The organism is Desulfovibrio desulfopostgatei, from assembly GCF_053570645.1.
Map to the genome: position 1 here is coordinate 2,707,095 of NZ_JBRBQS010000002.1, position 14,134 is coordinate 2,721,228.

Consider the following 14,134-nt stretch of genomic DNA (forward strand, 5'->3'; position numbering starts at 1 on the left):
GCAGCAGCAAGCGCAAACAAATCATAAAAATCCGCAAGGGGAGGATCTTTCCGATCCTCCCCTTGCCCATAGCTGCCAAACTGGCGGATAATCAGCAAACAAGCATCTTGCGGCCACTGTCGCCTTCAGACGCTCTTTGCTTTCTTCTTTTTCCTGATCTCAAACCTGGCTACGGCGTTCCGTTAGCCAGCCTTCATTTCCTGAATAAGCCGCCGCAGCACCTGGGCCTGCTGGGCCATCTCGCTCATGGCCTGATTGGCCCTTCCCATAGCTTGCGCGGTTTCTGCCGAAATCGTTGCTACCTGCTCCACGGAGCGGCTGATCTCTTCGCTGGATGCCGACTGCTGCTCGCTGGCTGCGGCAATGGAGCGCACCTGATCGCTTGCCTGTTCCACAAGGCTGACAATCTGCGTAAGCGCCTCGCCAGAGAGCGAGGCCCGGCGCGTGGCGCTTTCAATGGTGGCAACAGACTTGTCCACGCCGTCAATGCTTTTGCGGGTTCCTTCCTGAATGCCACGGATAACGCCGCCCACTTCCTGCGTGGCTGTCATGGTCTTTTCCGCCAGCTTGCGCACCTCATCGGCCACCACGGCAAAGCCGCGCCCGGCATCGCCAGCCCGAGCGGCCTCAATGGCGGCATTAAGGGCCAACAGGTTGGTCTGATCTGCGATATCGGAAATAACGCTCATGATCTGCCCAATGCCATCGGCCTGTTTGCCGAGCGTGGCCATATCGGCCTTGACTTCAAGCGACTGCTTTTGCACCTCAGTGATGTCGCTCACCACATTGCGAACCAGCTGCGCGCCTTCCTGCGCCTTGGTGCGCGCGGTATCGGAGGTATCAGAGGCCTTGGCGGCATTTTCCGCAACTTCGCCCACGGTGGCGTTCATTTCATCCATGGCAGAGGACGTAACCGAAACCCGCCGAGACTGTTCCTCTGCCCCATTGCTCGATTGCGTAATCAATGCAGAAAGCTGCTCTGTGGCAGTTGATACCACCTCAACCACGCTTTCAAGCTGGTGCGCGGCCTGCAACATACCCTCGGCCTTGGCGCGCTCGGCCTGCACCTTGGCAGCCTGAGCCTCTTGCGTGGCTATTTCCGCATGGTGGGCCTGCTCCGAAGCTTCTGCGCTTTTCTGCTCCGCCTCGGCGATCTTGTCCTTCATGGTTCCCACCATGTTCTGCAAGACATGATAAACGCCGCCGGGCTTCTTTTGCGGACGGAAAGTCACGTTAAGATCGCCGTCAGCAATCTTGCCCGCTACTTCGGCAAGATAGCCAGGGTCTTCGCCAAGCTGCCGCATAACCTCGCGCGTGAGCAAAATGCCTTGCCCCACAGACAGCATAAAACCAATAGCAATGGCCGCAAAAATCATTTTTTTGGAAAAATCAGCCAGTTCGTCATTGGACTGGGCGAGCAGATGGCCCTGCTCCTCCTTGGATTCCACAAGGCGGTTTATGGAATCCTGATACTGGTCGGCCAGCTTGTTTCCTTCGCTGTCAAGATAAGCTTCGGCTCCGGCGGAATCACCAGCCTGCTTCAATTTGAGAACCTTGTCCGTCATGCCTCTGAACGCAGCGCGGTGCACCTTATACTCTTCGATAATCTGCTTTGCCTTGGCAGAAATGAGAGTTTTCTCCACAGCTTTTGAGCTTTCGTCTATTTCTTTGCGCAGCGCTTCAATCTGGGCAGTACGTTGCTTAACCTCCGCATCAGACGATGCACCAACGATACCTTCCATATTGACGCGAATGCGCTGAAAACCTACGGCCAGCTTCAGCAGATCCGCCATTGGGACGGTGGCGCGCTCATAAAGGATTGTGTCCGCATTATTGACCTTTCCCAGTTCAAAAACGGCAAAAACACCTACGCCCAAGGTCATCAGCGAAGACAGGATAAAACTCACAATGAGCTTTGTTTGCAGTCGTGTATTTTTTAAAAGGCTCATGGTCAATTCTCCAGGGGAGGGGGATTTTATACTATTAGCACACTACATTCTTTATCGGCATAGTCTTTAAACATTTTAGGTTATCAGCAAAAGTAATTAAAAATATTTTTCATATAACACACTACAATCCTTTGTTTAGCTGCCCAACCAAATTCCTGCCATAGTGTCCAGCAGCGTGTGCACACGACGCTCGGAAAATCAGGACTTATCAATCGGCCTGAGAGGAATGCATATTTCCGTCAGCAGGTCTGCGGGAGGGGTCTTTTGCGGTGAATTCCAGTAGATTTCAAAGCCCGGATCATTATACGGCTCGCGTCCACTCTGCGGGAACCATACGCCAAATAGCGACCTGTAAGCAGGATGCAGCAGGAAGTACGGCCCCCTGATGCGCAGCACGGCATACTCCTGTTCACCGCCAATATGCCGCAAAAAAATCTCCTCATTCTGTAGCAGGGGGCACAATTCAGCACTTGCTTCCAGCAATCCTGGCGGCAGGCTGACGCAGGCATCCATGCGGCACTTTTGGGGCGCGGTAATGTCCGGGTTGTCATAGCTCACGCCGTACGCCACTGAGGCATCAGAAAGCAGGCCGTTAGCCTCCAGCGCGCCGCACAGTTTTTCCCATGCAGGGAAACTCTCGTCATACGGCCCTGTATGCCGCACAGCAGCCACCAAGCACGGCGCAAATTTTTCAACACGTACATTCATGGGCGGGAGATCGCTCATTTCATGGTAAAACAGGGGACGCGTAAGATCTCGCCTGCGGGCAACCTCCAGATGCCCCTTCCTGCGGCGGTATTCGGATGGCAGCATGCCCAGATGCGCCCGAAAAGCCCGCGTAAAGGCGTCCACGCTATCGTAGCCCGCGCCAAGGGCTATCTGGGTGACAGATTCAGGGGAATGCCCAAGTTGCATGGCGGCGCGCTCCAACAGCAAACGGCGCACGTATGCTGCAACGCTCTCGCCCACCATTGAAGAAAATATCCGGTGAAAATGGTAGGGCGAAAAACAGGCTATGCGCGCCAGCTCTTCCAGATTTGGCCTGGCATCAAGGTGCTGCTCAATGTGGCGCAGCACAAGGCCTATACGCTGCTGGTAGGTAAGTGTTTCCATTTATTCTCCCATCTCGGTTCTGCCCGCCAAGGGCCACGGTGGGCAGAAGCGCAAAAAAAGTCGAGCGAATTTTCGCCAGCAGGAACATGCTGACCCCACACAATATATCCCCGCAAGGAGTACCTATGAACGGATTTGAAATAAAAGTTGTGGATTTTCCGGCCAAGCAGCTTATGGGCATCAAGGTGCGTACCAACATGGCAAAAGCCAAGGAAGATTGTCCAACCCTATGGCAGAACTTCTGCCCGCAAATGCCCAAAATTTATGGCAAGGAAAGCTACGGCGTTTCCATCATGCTCAATGCCCAGGATTTTGACTACTGGGCCGCTGTTGAGGCTGACGAACAGATTCCGGCAGGGATTGAAACCACCGCCATACCGTCCGGCTCCTACGCCCGCTGCACTGTGCCAAATCTGGAAAGCATCGGTGCGGGATACATGTTCATGTACCAGACGTGGCTTGGCGGGCAGCAGAAATGGAAACTGAACGAGCAGGCCCCCTGCTTTGAATTGTACCCTGCGGACTGGAATCCGAGTATGCCGTTTGACCTGTTTATGCCGGTCAAGCGTTAGATTCTGCCGTCCGGCGGAGTTGGGACGCCTGTGCGGCGCGCAGCAAGGCGGAGGCGACGGCTGGTGTTGGGCGAATTTGCAAAATACGCTTTTTGCGGTCTGAAAAGGAAGCGCCGGGATTTTGAGCGCAGCGTACTCAAGTACGTGAGCATCAAAATCCCGGCGCTGACGCATTCAGGGCGTAAAAGTCGGGTTTGCGTAATCAGCCTGACAGGCTCACCCACCCCGCCACCAAACTCTTCCCGCCTTTTCTTACCCTCCCAGCCATTCCCTGTGCCGCAGGGCTACACTTGCGGCTTACGGCTTAAAATCAACGACATATAGGGCGGAGTTTCACCCGCAGCACAAGCCCCGCCAAGGCCCTGACAGACCTTCTCCGCAGGCTGCTCCACATGGCTTGCCAGTACGCACGACTCCAGCCTGTTGGTTGCGCCCAAGGCTTCCGCAATGGCGGGCAGGTTGCGATAGGCCTTGAGAATCACAGCAGTATCACTCTGTTGCAATGATTCTTCCAGACTCTCCCGACTGTTGATGCCCGGTATGATGCGCAAGGTCTCGCCGTTTTCGCACAAAACGGTGCGGGTGCGGGCAGCTGCCGCCTGAAAGGAAGTGATGCCGGGAATAACCTCCACCGCCAGATGCGGCGCGCATTCGCCAAGGGTACGCATGAGATAGCCAAACGTGCTGTACACCAGCGGATCGCCAATGGTCAGAAAGGCGGCGCTCTGGCCGCTTTCCAGCACGTCCCTGGTGGTCTGGGCCGCTACGCGCCATGCCTCGCGCAGCACGGAGCGGTCGCGCGTCATGGGAAATTCCAGCCGCAATACGCGCACATCAGCCCGCAGGTGCGGACGCGCCGTGTCCAGCGCCGCAGAAAAGTCATTGCGGGGCGAGGCTGCCGCAAGGATAACATCCACCTCGCCCAACACCCTGACTGCCCGCAGGGTCAAAAGATCGGGCGCGCCGGGGCCGACGCCCACGCCGTAGAGAATTCCGTTCATTACCTGCTCTCTTTACAATACTCTGAAATATTTATGGAATCAGCTGTGCAGCCAGTTTTCCAGCTCTTCCGCCGCATCCAGGGCGCGAGGGCCGGGGCGGGCAAACCGCTCTTCGTCAACTATAAGTACGCGGCCAGCGCGCTGAGCGCGCAAATCCCTGTAATGATCGCGCTCGGCCAGAGGCGTTGGTTCAGGATTCATGGGACCTTTCTGAATAATGTACGCATCCGGGTCTGCCGCAATCAGGGATTCCTCGCTGTAGCGCACCAGTTTTTTACCGTCGCTCACCACGTTTTCGCCCCCCGCAAGGGCCAGTATCTCGCTACTGATGCCACCGCGTCCGGCAGCCAGCAGATTGGGATAACGCACCTCGTAAAAGACGCGCGCCACGGGCTTGCCAGCATTGCGGCTGCGCAATGCCTGCACACGGCTCTTCCAGCCGTTTACGATGGTTTGGGCCTTATCCTCGCGCCCGGCAAGCCGCCCCAGAGTTTCCGTCACCTCAAACAGCCGTTCAAAGGAATTTACTTCAAAGGTCAGTACCTTGAGTCCCAAGGAACGCAAATTCTCGGTCTGGGTTTGGGCTTCGCTGCGGCCTTCAAGCTGCAAGACAACATCCGGCTGTTGCGCCAGCACAAGCTCGGCATTGGGGCGCATGTGCGTGCCAATGGCAGGCAGGGCCGCAAGCTCCGGCAGATTGCCGTCGGCAGCGGTGCGCGCCACCAGCAGGTCGCCAGCGCCCAGAGCCAGAAAAATCTCGTTAAACGCACCGTACAGGGCGATCACCCTTTTGACGGGTTGGGCAAAAGTTACTGTTGCGCCCGTGTCGTCCGTGATGACAATAGGGACGGAATCACTGGACTTGCTGTTTTCAGAGTTGGCCGCCTGCGCTCCTGCCGGGAACATAACCAGACGGAGCATCAGGCTCAGCAGCATCAGCAGGGGCAGCCGGGCTAGCAGTTTTTTTCCCGCTCCACGGGCCTTTTGCGCTGGCAAGCAGGGCCTGAGGCAGTCCCCACCGGGGGTGGGGCAACACGCAGATGGGTATGTTGTAGAGCGCACCAAGATTCTCCTCGGTAAAAACATTTGCTACCGGCCCGTCAAAAACCAGATTTCCATCCCGCAGTCCCATGAGGCGCGTGGCATACAGAGCCGCCAGATTGCAGTCGTGCACGGCCATGAGCACGCAGGCTCCTGCGGCGCGGCGGCGCTCAAGCAAGTCGAACAGATCGACCATGCGTGCCCAGTCCAGCCCTGCGGCCAGCTCGTCCAGCAGCAGGAGCGGACTTTCCTGCGCAAGGGCGCGGGCCAGCAAAACCCGTTGCAACTCGCCGCCCGAAAGTTCTGTGAGCCTGCGGTGCGCCAGCGGCGCGGCCCCGGTTTCTTCAAGCGCCCGGTCTGCTGCGGCATAATCTTCCCGCCCATAAGCTCCAAGCCACGAAAGGTGGGCAAAACGCCCGAGCAGCACCATCTGCCGCGCGGTAAGGCCCTGCGGCAACTGCCCTCGCTGCGGCACCACGGCCACCATGCGGGCGCGCTCGCGCGGCTTCAATGTTGCCAGCGGACGGCCCTGAATCTCAATGGCGCCAGCCTGCGGCGTCAGCACCCCCGAAAGGGTGCGCAGCAGCGTTGTTTTACCGCTGCCATTGGGGCCAAGCAGGGCGGCGCACTCCCCGGCGTGCAGGGTAAAGCCCGCGTCCCGCAGCACGCTCTGCCCGCCGTATCCGGCGCGCACCCCGGCAACACGCAGCACAGGCGGTGCAGTGCGCCCCTCATGACGAATATCTTGGTCAGGCCGCAGCATCAGCGCCTCCGCACCAGCAGGGCGAAAAATGGCCCGCCCAGCAAGGCCGTGACCACGCCCACGGGCAATTCCTGCCCGCCGGAAAGCACGCAACGGGCCAGCACATCCGCCCAGACCAGCAGCACCCCGCCGCCGAAAAAGGCCGCAGTCAGCAAGGGGCCGTGCCCCCAACCCAGCAGCAGACGCAGCACGTGCGGCACCACCAGCCCCACAAAGCCGATCACCCCGGCCACGGCCACGCAGCCCGCGGTCATGCAGCTTGCCCCGGCCAGCAGCCACAGGCGGGCGCGGCCCACATCAAGGCCTGTCTGGGCGGCCTGCTCATCCCCAAGGGAAAGCACGTCCAGAGCGCGCCAGCCAAAGGCCGTTGCCAGCAAGCCCGGTACAAGGGTCGTCAACAAGAGGGGCAGGCTGCTCCAGCCCCGGCCTTGAAAAGACCCCATGATCCAGAACACGATGCTGGTTACGGATTCCTCGTTGAGGGCCTTCACAAGGGCCACCAGCGCCCCCAAAAATGCAGCTACGGCAATGCCCGCAAGAATAATGCTCTCCCGGCTGAACGCACCATCTCCGCGCCCCAGCCACAGTGCGCCGCCAAGGGCCGCCAGCGCGCCGATCAGGGCCGCAGGGGCCACCAGCCCGGCATGACTGAACCCGGCCAGCCCCGGCACGCCGCCCAACCACGGAATACTCCCCAGTATGGCCACCAGCGGCCCGCCAAGGGCTATAGCCATACTGGCCCCGCAGGCAGCCCCGGCGGAAATGCCCAGAGTAAAAGGATCAGCCAGCGGATTGCGCAACACGCCCTGCAATGCTGCCCCGGCCATAGCCAGAGCGCCGCCGCACAGGGCGGCCAGGCACACACGGGCAAGGCGGATGCTTACCACAACCCCGGTCAGGGCCGGATCATCGGGTGCGGACGCAAAGCCTGCCAATGCCGCCAAAGCGCGAAATACGCTCTGTGCGCTCAAGGGCACAGGCCCCGGCAAACAGGCCAGCGGCAGCGAAACAAGCCACACGACCACAAGACCGGTAAAAACCGGCCACAGCCTGCGGGATTGCGGGAAGGAGGAGTGAGAAGATGCGGTCGTTCTGGTCATGCCAGCCCTCTGGCCGTAGCCTGCGGGGGCACACGCGGGCCAAAGCGTTGGCTGACCTCAGGGGTCAGACCCTTGCCCAGTGGCGGCCTGCGCCGCGCGAGCATAAAAAAAGCCTCTTCCACTCGTGGTGGAAGAGGCCCGTATTTCCTCTGTCCTGCCGGCAAAAACCCGTTGCCGTGGGGCGGCCAATGCCGCACCGTGGTGCCGTCATTCCATGACTGCGCACCTTGGGGCATGGCAGGTCTTCCGGCTTGGTTCCCCTGCTCCGGCCTTCCCGTTTCCAGTGGCGCAATATGGAGCAAGGTTAAGAACCTTACGGCGGCGGGTCCGCTCCCGTTTTTCACGGGATTCCCTTTTCAAGCCGGTCTACCCGGCTACCAATGCCGCCAACACTCTAGGCGCGGCCCTGCGGCCTGTCAATGGCTCAAGGCTGCTATCCACACAAGGCTGGCCTGACGGCCCGAGCGTCTGGCGCAGCGGTAGGAAAAAAACTGCTCGTTGTTGCTGGCGGTGCAGATGTCCAGCCCGTAGATATTGCGCGGCAAAAGCCCCGCGCGCTCAAGCTGGTGCCGCGTAAGGCCCCACAAATCCATGGTTTTACTGCTGGCGTCAAACCAGGGCAGGTAGGGATCGCCCCACTCCTTGTCAAAATTGACAAATTCCGCCTTGCCCGGCCCGAGGCTGGGGCCGCGCACTGCCAGCAGATCGCGCGGTTCAAGACCATAACGCTCGCAGAAGCGGGCTACGCCCGTGATGGGGAAATCGCAGCGGTTGCCGCGCCAGCCCGCGTGCATGGCGGCGATATACGCGCCGCTTTTGTGGGCAATGAGGATGGGCTGACAATCTGCCGTCTTAATGAGCAGGCCAAGGCCGGGACGCGCTGTGGCCATGCCGTCGCCCTCCGCCGTGACGGGCGTTTCGCAGGCCACGGCTTCCGGCTCAAAAACAAAACCATCGCCGTGCACCTGCATCAGTTCGGCCCAGGCGGTCATGCCTTGCGGGCGCAGGCCTTCCAGCAGGCTGCGGCGGTTGGCAATGACGTGTTCGGGGTTATCCTGCACGGTAAAAGCAATGTTGCCGCCGCCAAACTCGCCAAGGCTCACGCCTCCGGCGCGGGTCTGAAAGGCGCAACGCACCTGCGGAACACCGGGGAAAACAAAGGGAATATAGCTTACAGACACAGCATACGCTCTTCAGTACATATGTAGTTGACCCGCTGGTCCCAGGGGGCCAGGGGCAGGGATTCCACAAGCTGAAATTCAAAACACAGGCCCACGCGGGGGCAGGTGAATCCTTTTTCCAGAAAGCGGTCGTAATAGCCGCCGCCATAGCCCAGCCGCCCGCCAGCGAGATCAAAGGCCACGCCGGGCAGGAGCGCAAGATCGGGGGCAAGTGGGTGCGCTTCCCCCGCGCCGCTGCCGCCCGCTGCTTCCGGCCCGAAACCGGGCAGGGAATCGTGCGGTTCAAGCAGGCCGAGAGGGCCGGGCCGCAACTGATCCGGGCCGCTGCAGGCCACAAAATCCATAAATCCCGGTTCGCTGCGCCGCACACGCGGCAGCCACACAAGCACACCGGCCTGCCACGCTGCGCGCAGCAGGGCCTGCGTGCCAAGCTCGCCCCTGACGCCCACATAGAGGGCCACGGAGTGGGCATTCTTCCACAGGGCGGATTCCATCAGCCTGCTCTGCGCCGCCTCGCTGCGGATTTCGGCCAACTGGGGCGACTGCTCCGCCCGCAGACGGCGCATAACTTTACGCACATCGTTTCTGGCCTGAGCCGTAGCATCGGACAACTCGCCAGAAAGATTGCCCGCCAAACTCGTTGGCGGAGCATCCGGCTGATTCACTGACTGGCTGGGCGGCACAGGCGCGGGGGGCGTGGCATTGGAGGGCAAGCGGCTCTTTCCTTGTGGTGCAATGTGTGGCATTCTCAACACCTGTGCCACTGTAACAAAGGAAGCAATACCATGCCAAGCGCCGACTCTCAGGATTTTCTCTGGATCGCCGTGGGCGACATCCACGACGAGCCTGAACGTTTTGCCCAGATACCGGAACTCTCGCAGGCTGACGGCATTATCGTTACCGGCGACCTGACCATCACCGGCGGCGTCAAGCAGGCAGAGCTGGTCATGAACGCCCTGTGCGTCCACGACATCCCCGTGCTGGCCCAGATCGGCAACATGGACAGGCCTGAAGTTGACCAGTGGCTGAGCGAAAAAGGCTGGAACCTCCACGCCGTCACCCGTGAGCTTACGCCCGAAATCGCCATCTTTGGCGTTGGGGCCTCCACATTTACGCCCTTTGGCACGCCGAGCGAATTTCCGGAATCCGCATTCTCCGCGTGGCTTGAAACCTGCTGGCAAAAAGCCCGCCACTATCCGCACAGCGTGCTTGTTTCGCACAATCCGCCCAAGGATACCGCTTGCGACATGATCCCCGGCGGCATTCATGTAGGCTCCACTGCCGTGCGCGAATTTCTGGAAGAAGCCCAGCCGGACATCTGCCTGTGCGGGCATATCCACGAATCACGCGCCATGGACCGCGTGGGGCGCACCCTTGTGGTCAACCCCGGCATGCTGGCGCAGGGCGGCTACGTGCTGCTGCGCTCCAATTCGGGCCAGCTCTCCGCCGAACTCAAGATGCTTGAAGACTGATTTTCGCCTGCCGCATCTGCCGGAACGCATTGCAAGGATGCACTTCGGCGGATGCGGCCCTTGCCCCAGCTCCGCGCCGCCTCAACAATTTTTCTTCTGCCGCCGCAGCATCTTATAATGACATGATGCAGCCTTGCCTCCCGCATTTTCCCGCCCCGCCCCTGCCCGCTTGCATATTTTCAAAAAAAACGTACTCTCCAAAAAGCGGATTAGCATGCTGCCGCCTTCGCGCGCCTTGTTGGCGCTGCGGCGGAGCAAATACGGCACATTCCCGTAAGTGCATGGCATGCTGGCTGAAATTTTCGCGGTGGCTCAGCGCCCCGCAGCAAAAGGATTTTCATGACCATAGACCAAGACACCCCCGTGGCCGCTTCACAGCCAGCCACGGATGCATCGTCGCAGGAAGTTTCCAAACCCAAACGTTCAACCACAACACGCAGCAAAGCCAAACCAGCCGCCAAGCCAGCCTCTGGCAAAACAGCTTCCGGCAAGGCTGCGTCCAAATCCTCCGAGTCAACGCCCGCCAAGGATTCTTCTGATTCTAAAGGCGCTTCCGATTCCAAGGCCGCCCAGGCCGAATCAGCTTCATCCAAGACCACGGCAGCAAAAGCCGCCGCCACTGCCAAGGCCGCAGGCCGCAGCGCGGGCAAAACAGCAAAGACGACTACCACCAGGGCCAAAAAATCGGCCGACGCCTCCAAAGAAATTTCTGGCAGCACGGCAGATGCCGTAGCGCCCAAGTCAACTGCGGCCCCTGCTGCTGAGTCCCCCAAGGCTGCTGGCAAAACGGCGAGCAAATCTTCTGCCAAAACCCCTGCCAAGGCTGCGGGCAAGACTGCTGGCAAAGCCGCAACGCCCCGCAAGGGCAAGGCCGCAGAAGCCAACGCGCCGGAATTCACTGCCACGGCCAAAGCTTCCGAAGCGTCTGAGGGTTCCAGGCAGGAAGCCACACAGCAAAAATCTGCCGCTCCCCAAAAGCCTGCCTCAAAGGCTCCCAAAGGTCGGCCCGCAAAAGCAGCGGCAAAAAGCACGGCTCAGGCAACTGCGCAGACCATTGACGCAACGCCTGCAGACACAGCCCCCAAGGCCGCGAGCCCCGCAGCAGACAAACCCGCGGTTTCTGCGGCTCTCACGAGCCCGGCCCCTGTGGCACAAGCCCCTGTAAAAGCGGCTGAGCCGAGCGCAAATCTGGCGTCAGAACAAATTTCAGACAAGCCCGCAGACGCAACGCCGCGCCAGAACGCCCCCGCATCGGAACGTGGGCAAAGCCCCAGACAGGCTGCTGACCAAAACGCGAGCCAAAACACAAGCCGGGCCGCAAGCCAGCCCACGGACAAGGCCGCCGATACACCTGCCGTCCAGGCGGAACAGGGTGCAGAACAGGCCGCTGAAAGCGGTTCTGCCCAGGCATCTGGCGAGGCCGCTGCCGGGGATGGCCCGCGCCGCAAGAACAGGCGTGGACGTCGTGGCGGGCGTGGCCGCAACCGCAAAAAAGAGCTGAACGGGCAGGATGGCGCGCAAACCGCCGAGGATCAGGCCAGCATGGCCCCCCTCGACGATGATGACGACGCACTTGATCCGGCCGATGATGCGCCAGAACAGGCCAGCCGTGCGCAGAATACGCGCCCCCAGAACGCCCCCAGGCAAAGCAAGCCCGCCAAACAGGCCAAGCCCCAGCAGCAGCAGCAACAGAGCAAGCCTGAAACCGGCAAGCCTGCTGAAAGCAACAAATCCGCTGAGGGCAACAAGCCCGCCAATGCTGGCAAGGCTCCTGCCGAAGCCCCCAAGGGCAAGCGGCGCATGTTCATCAGCGTGCTGCCCGGCGAACAGGTAGAAGTCGCCCTGGCTGAAGACGGCCAGTTGCTGGAATACTATCTGGACATGCTGCACCAGCGCAAAATCAAGGGCAATATTTACAAGGGTGTCATCCACAATATCGACACCAACCTTCAGGCCGCCTTTGTCAGCTACGGCGCGGGCAAGAACGGATTCCTCCAGATTGACGAAGTGCATCCCGAATACTGGCTGGCCCACCACGAACCCTCCAAGGGCAAAAAGTTTCCGCCCATTCAGAAGGTGCTGAAGGCTGGTCAGGAAGTGCTGGTGCAGGTGGTCAAAGAACCCACCGGCAGCAAGGGCGCGTTTTTGACCACATGGCTTTCCCTTGCCGGGCGCTTCCTTGTGCTTACGCCGGGGCAGGATCAGATCGGCGTTTCCCGCAAGGTGGATGACGACGACGAGCGTTCGCGCCTGCGTGAAATGATGAACGGCATTGACCCCGGTCAGGGGCTAGGCGTCATTGTGCGCACTGTCAGCGCCGGGACCACCAAGACGACGCTCAAGAATGATTTGCAGTATCTCAAGCGTGTCTGGCGCGATATCCGCAAAAAGGCCACCGAGGTTTCCGCCCCGACCCTTATCTATCAGGAGCCGGGCCTTTCAGAGCGCGCTGTGCGCGACTATCTGACCGAGGACGTGTGCGAAATCTGGGTTGATAATGACGAAGTGGCGCAGAGCGTGCGCGACACGGTGAACCTGCTGTTCCCTCGCCGCAAGGATCTTGTGCGCGTACATACCGACATGCGCACGCCCATGTGGGAGCGCTTTAATCTGCGCCGCCAGCTGGAGCAGATTTATTCGCGCGAGGTGCTGTTGCCCTCTGGCGGGCGTCTGGTGTTTGACCAGACAGAAGCCCTCATGGCCATCGATATCAACTCGGGCAAAATTTCCGGCAAGGGCAACTTTGAGGCCATGGCTCACAAAACCAATATGGAAGCCGCAGAAGCCATTGCACGCCACCTCAAGCTGCGCGACATCGGCGGCCAGGTGGTTATCGACTTCATTGAAATGCGCGACAAAAAACATGTGCTTGAAGTGGAAAAAACCCTGCGCACAGCCATGAAGAACGACCGTGCCCGGCACGATGTTGCCCGTATGAGTTCCTTTGGCCTGCTGGAACTGGTGCGCCAGCGCACTGGCTCCTCGGCTTTGGCCATTTCGCTTGAGCCTTGCCCCGCCTGCGGCGGCACAGGCATGCGCCGCAATATCGAATGGCAGGCATTGCAGGCCCTGCGCGAACTGCGCCGCATGGTCAGCGCGGAACCCAAGGAAAAATGCGTATACCCGGCAAGCCCGGAACTGGCCCTCTATCTGCTGAACCACAAGCGCGACACCCTGCGCGAGATTGAGCAGGATTATGGTAAATGTCTGGAAATAATGGTTCGTCCTTAGAATACGGCACGGCAGCCGGGGTGCAAACCCCGGCTGCTTTTTCTGCACAGCACTCCCCCGCTGACTCCGCACCCGCAGGCTCTGCTCTGGCAGGCTCCATTGATGCTGCACCCGCAAATCCCTTGCCCGCCAACAGCCTGCTACTGCATGTCTGCTGCGGCCCGTGCGCCGTCATGCCCATCACGCGCCTGCTGGACGAAGGCTTTGCCGTAACCGCATGGTTCATGAATCCCAACATTCAGCCGCTGGCAGAATATCTGCGCCGCCGCGAGGCCGCCGGACAATGCGCCGAACGTCTGAGCGTGCCAATCATTTACGCCGATGAAACATGGGACATCACCAACTGGCTGCGCGCTGTGGCGGGGCGCGACACGCCGCCCGCCCGTTGCGCCTATTGCTGCGAAAGCCGCATGCAGGCAGCGTTTGCCTTTGCGCGGCAGCAGGGCTTTGCCTGGGTGAGCAGCAGCCTGCTCTACTCGCGCTATCAGCCCCACGAGGTCATCAAGGCCGCAGGTGAGCAACTGGCGGCTCAGGAGGGCGCGCCGGGCTTTGCCTATCGCGACTTTCGCGCGGACTGGCAGGAAGGCATAGACCGCTCAAAGGCCATGGAACTCTACCGCCAGCCCTACTGCGGCTGCGTTTACAGCGAGGCGGAGCGCTACCAGAAAAAACTTTTGCGGTGCATCAAGGGTTGAGCAAAAGAATTTTGCA

At 60.2% G+C, this 14,134-nt stretch carries 12 protein-coding genes and 1 riboswitch; of the genes, 4 read left to right on the forward strand and 8 right to left on the reverse strand.

Annotated features, from left to right (window positions below):
* Nucleotides 1–182: 182 nt before the first annotated feature.
* Complete coding sequence (locus ACUZ9Q_RS11920) at nt 183–1,949, reverse strand: methyl-accepting chemotaxis protein (protein WP_215647308.1); 1,767 nt, start codon at nt 1,947–1,949, stop codon at nt 183–185.
* Nucleotides 1,950–2,147: 198 nt separating this feature from the next.
* Nucleotides 2,148–3,062: an AraC family transcriptional regulator gene (locus tag ACUZ9Q_RS11925; RefSeq protein ID WP_449247931.1), complete on the reverse strand. Its 915-nt coding sequence runs from the start codon at nt 3,060–3,062 to the stop codon at nt 2,148–2,150.
* A gap of 125 nt (nt 3,063–3,187) precedes the next feature.
* Here ACUZ9Q_RS11925 and ACUZ9Q_RS11930 point away from each other — a divergent pair, with 125 nt between their 5' ends.
* On the forward strand, nt 3,188–3,634 hold the full coding sequence (locus ACUZ9Q_RS11930) for a GyrI-like domain-containing protein (RefSeq protein ID WP_233483286.1): 447 nt from the start codon (nt 3,188–3,190) through the stop codon (nt 3,632–3,634).
* A gap of 284 nt (nt 3,635–3,918) precedes the next feature.
* On the opposite strand, the gene cobI is transcribed toward ACUZ9Q_RS11930, so the two are convergent.
* The 6 genes from cobI to ACUZ9Q_RS11960 all read right to left on the reverse strand — a co-directional run bounded on the left by cobI (nt 3,919) and on the right by ACUZ9Q_RS11960 (nt 9,466).
* Nucleotides 3,919–4,635: a precorrin-2 C(20)-methyltransferase gene (gene cobI / locus ACUZ9Q_RS11935; protein ID WP_215647311.1), complete on the reverse strand. Its 717-nt coding sequence runs from the start codon at nt 4,633–4,635 to the stop codon at nt 3,919–3,921.
* Between the two features lie 39 nt (nt 4,636–4,674).
* The gene (locus tag ACUZ9Q_RS11940; RefSeq protein WP_449247932.1) at nt 4,675–5,556 is read right to left on the reverse strand and encodes an ABC transporter substrate-binding protein; all 882 of its coding nucleotides are present in this window, start codon (nt 5,554–5,556) and stop codon (nt 4,675–4,677) included.
* Nucleotides 5,507–6,439: an ABC transporter ATP-binding protein gene (locus ACUZ9Q_RS11945; protein WP_297894298.1), complete on the reverse strand. Its 933-nt coding sequence runs from the start codon at nt 6,437–6,439 to the stop codon at nt 5,507–5,509. Before ACUZ9Q_RS11945 ends, ACUZ9Q_RS11940 begins: the two co-directional genes overlap by 50 nt.
* The gene (locus ACUZ9Q_RS11950; protein WP_449247933.1) at nt 6,439–7,539 is read right to left on the reverse strand and encodes a FecCD family ABC transporter permease; all 1,101 of its coding nucleotides are present in this window, start codon (nt 7,537–7,539) and stop codon (nt 6,439–6,441) included. Before ACUZ9Q_RS11950 ends, ACUZ9Q_RS11945 begins: the two co-directional genes overlap by 1 nt.
* 219 nt (nt 7,540–7,758) lie before the next feature.
* Nucleotides 7,759–7,937, reverse strand: a riboswitch (cobalamin riboswitch).
* Between the two features lie 18 nt (nt 7,938–7,955).
* On the reverse strand, nt 7,956–8,720 hold the full coding sequence (locus ACUZ9Q_RS11955) for a polyphenol oxidase family protein (RefSeq protein WP_449247934.1): 765 nt from the start codon (nt 8,718–8,720) through the stop codon (nt 7,956–7,958).
* Nucleotides 8,711–9,466 carry a 5-formyltetrahydrofolate cyclo-ligase gene (locus tag ACUZ9Q_RS11960; protein ID WP_449247935.1) on the reverse strand — a complete coding sequence of 252 codons (756 nt, stop codon included), beginning with the start codon at nt 9,464–9,466 and terminating at the stop codon, nt 8,711–8,713. Before ACUZ9Q_RS11960 ends, ACUZ9Q_RS11955 begins: the two co-directional genes overlap by 10 nt.
* A gap of 39 nt (nt 9,467–9,505) precedes the next feature.
* Between ACUZ9Q_RS11960 and ACUZ9Q_RS11965 the strand changes: the two genes are divergently transcribed.
* From ACUZ9Q_RS11965 to ACUZ9Q_RS11975, 3 genes are all read left to right on the forward strand, one after another.
* Nucleotides 9,506–10,192 (forward strand): metallophosphoesterase, encoded by a 687-nt coding sequence (locus tag ACUZ9Q_RS11965; protein ID WP_192113854.1) that lies wholly within the window; start codon nt 9,506–9,508, stop codon nt 10,190–10,192.
* Nucleotides 10,193–10,531: 339 nt separating this feature from the next.
* The gene (locus ACUZ9Q_RS11970) at nt 10,532–13,423 is read left to right on the forward strand and encodes an Rne/Rng family ribonuclease (RefSeq protein WP_449247936.1); all 2,892 of its coding nucleotides are present in this window, start codon (nt 10,532–10,534) and stop codon (nt 13,421–13,423) included.
* A complete protein-coding gene (locus ACUZ9Q_RS11975) occupies nt 13,396–14,118 on the forward strand; it encodes an epoxyqueuosine reductase QueH (protein ID WP_449247937.1) in 723 nt (240 codons plus the stop codon). The genes ACUZ9Q_RS11970 and ACUZ9Q_RS11975 overlap by 28 nt, the downstream gene beginning before the upstream one ends.
* The last annotated feature ends 16 nt before the right edge of the window (nt 14,119–14,134 follow it).

Coding starts and splice junctions, on each gene's coding strand:
- ACUZ9Q_RS11965 (WP_192113854.1), top strand. CDS start 9,506: ATGCCAAGCGCCGACTCTCAGGATTTTCTCTGGATCGCCGTGGGCGAC.
- ACUZ9Q_RS11970 (WP_449247936.1), top strand. CDS start 10,532: ATGACCATAGACCAAGACACCCCCGTGGCCGCTTCACAGCCAGCCACG.
- ACUZ9Q_RS11930 (WP_233483286.1), top strand. CDS start 3,188: ATGAACGGATTTGAAATAAAAGTTGTGGATTTTCCGGCCAAGCAGCTT.
- ACUZ9Q_RS11925 (WP_449247931.1), bottom strand. CDS start 3,062: ATGGAAACACTTACCTACCAGCAGCGTATAGGCCTTGTGCTGCGCCAC.
- cobI (WP_215647311.1), bottom strand. CDS start 4,635: ATGAACGGAATTCTCTACGGCGTGGGCGTCGGCCCCGGCGCGCCCGAT.
- ACUZ9Q_RS11950 (WP_449247933.1), bottom strand. CDS start 7,539: ATGACCAGAACGACCGCATCTTCTCACTCCTCCTTCCCGCAATCCCGC.
- ACUZ9Q_RS11920 (WP_215647308.1), bottom strand. CDS start 1,949: ATGAGCCTTTTAAAAAATACACGACTGCAAACAAAGCTCATTGTGAGT.
- ACUZ9Q_RS11940 (WP_449247932.1), bottom strand. CDS start 5,556: ATGCTCCGTCTGGTTATGTTCCCGGCAGGAGCGCAGGCGGCCAACTCT.
- ACUZ9Q_RS11945 (WP_297894298.1), bottom strand. CDS start 6,439: ATGCTGCGGCCTGACCAAGATATTCGTCATGAGGGGCGCACTGCACCG.
- ACUZ9Q_RS11960 (WP_449247935.1), bottom strand. CDS start 9,466: ATGCCACACATTGCACCACAAGGAAAGAGCCGCTTGCCCTCCAATGCC.
- ACUZ9Q_RS11975 (WP_449247937.1), top strand. CDS start 13,396: ATGTCTGGAAATAATGGTTCGTCCTTAGAATACGGCACGGCAGCCGGG.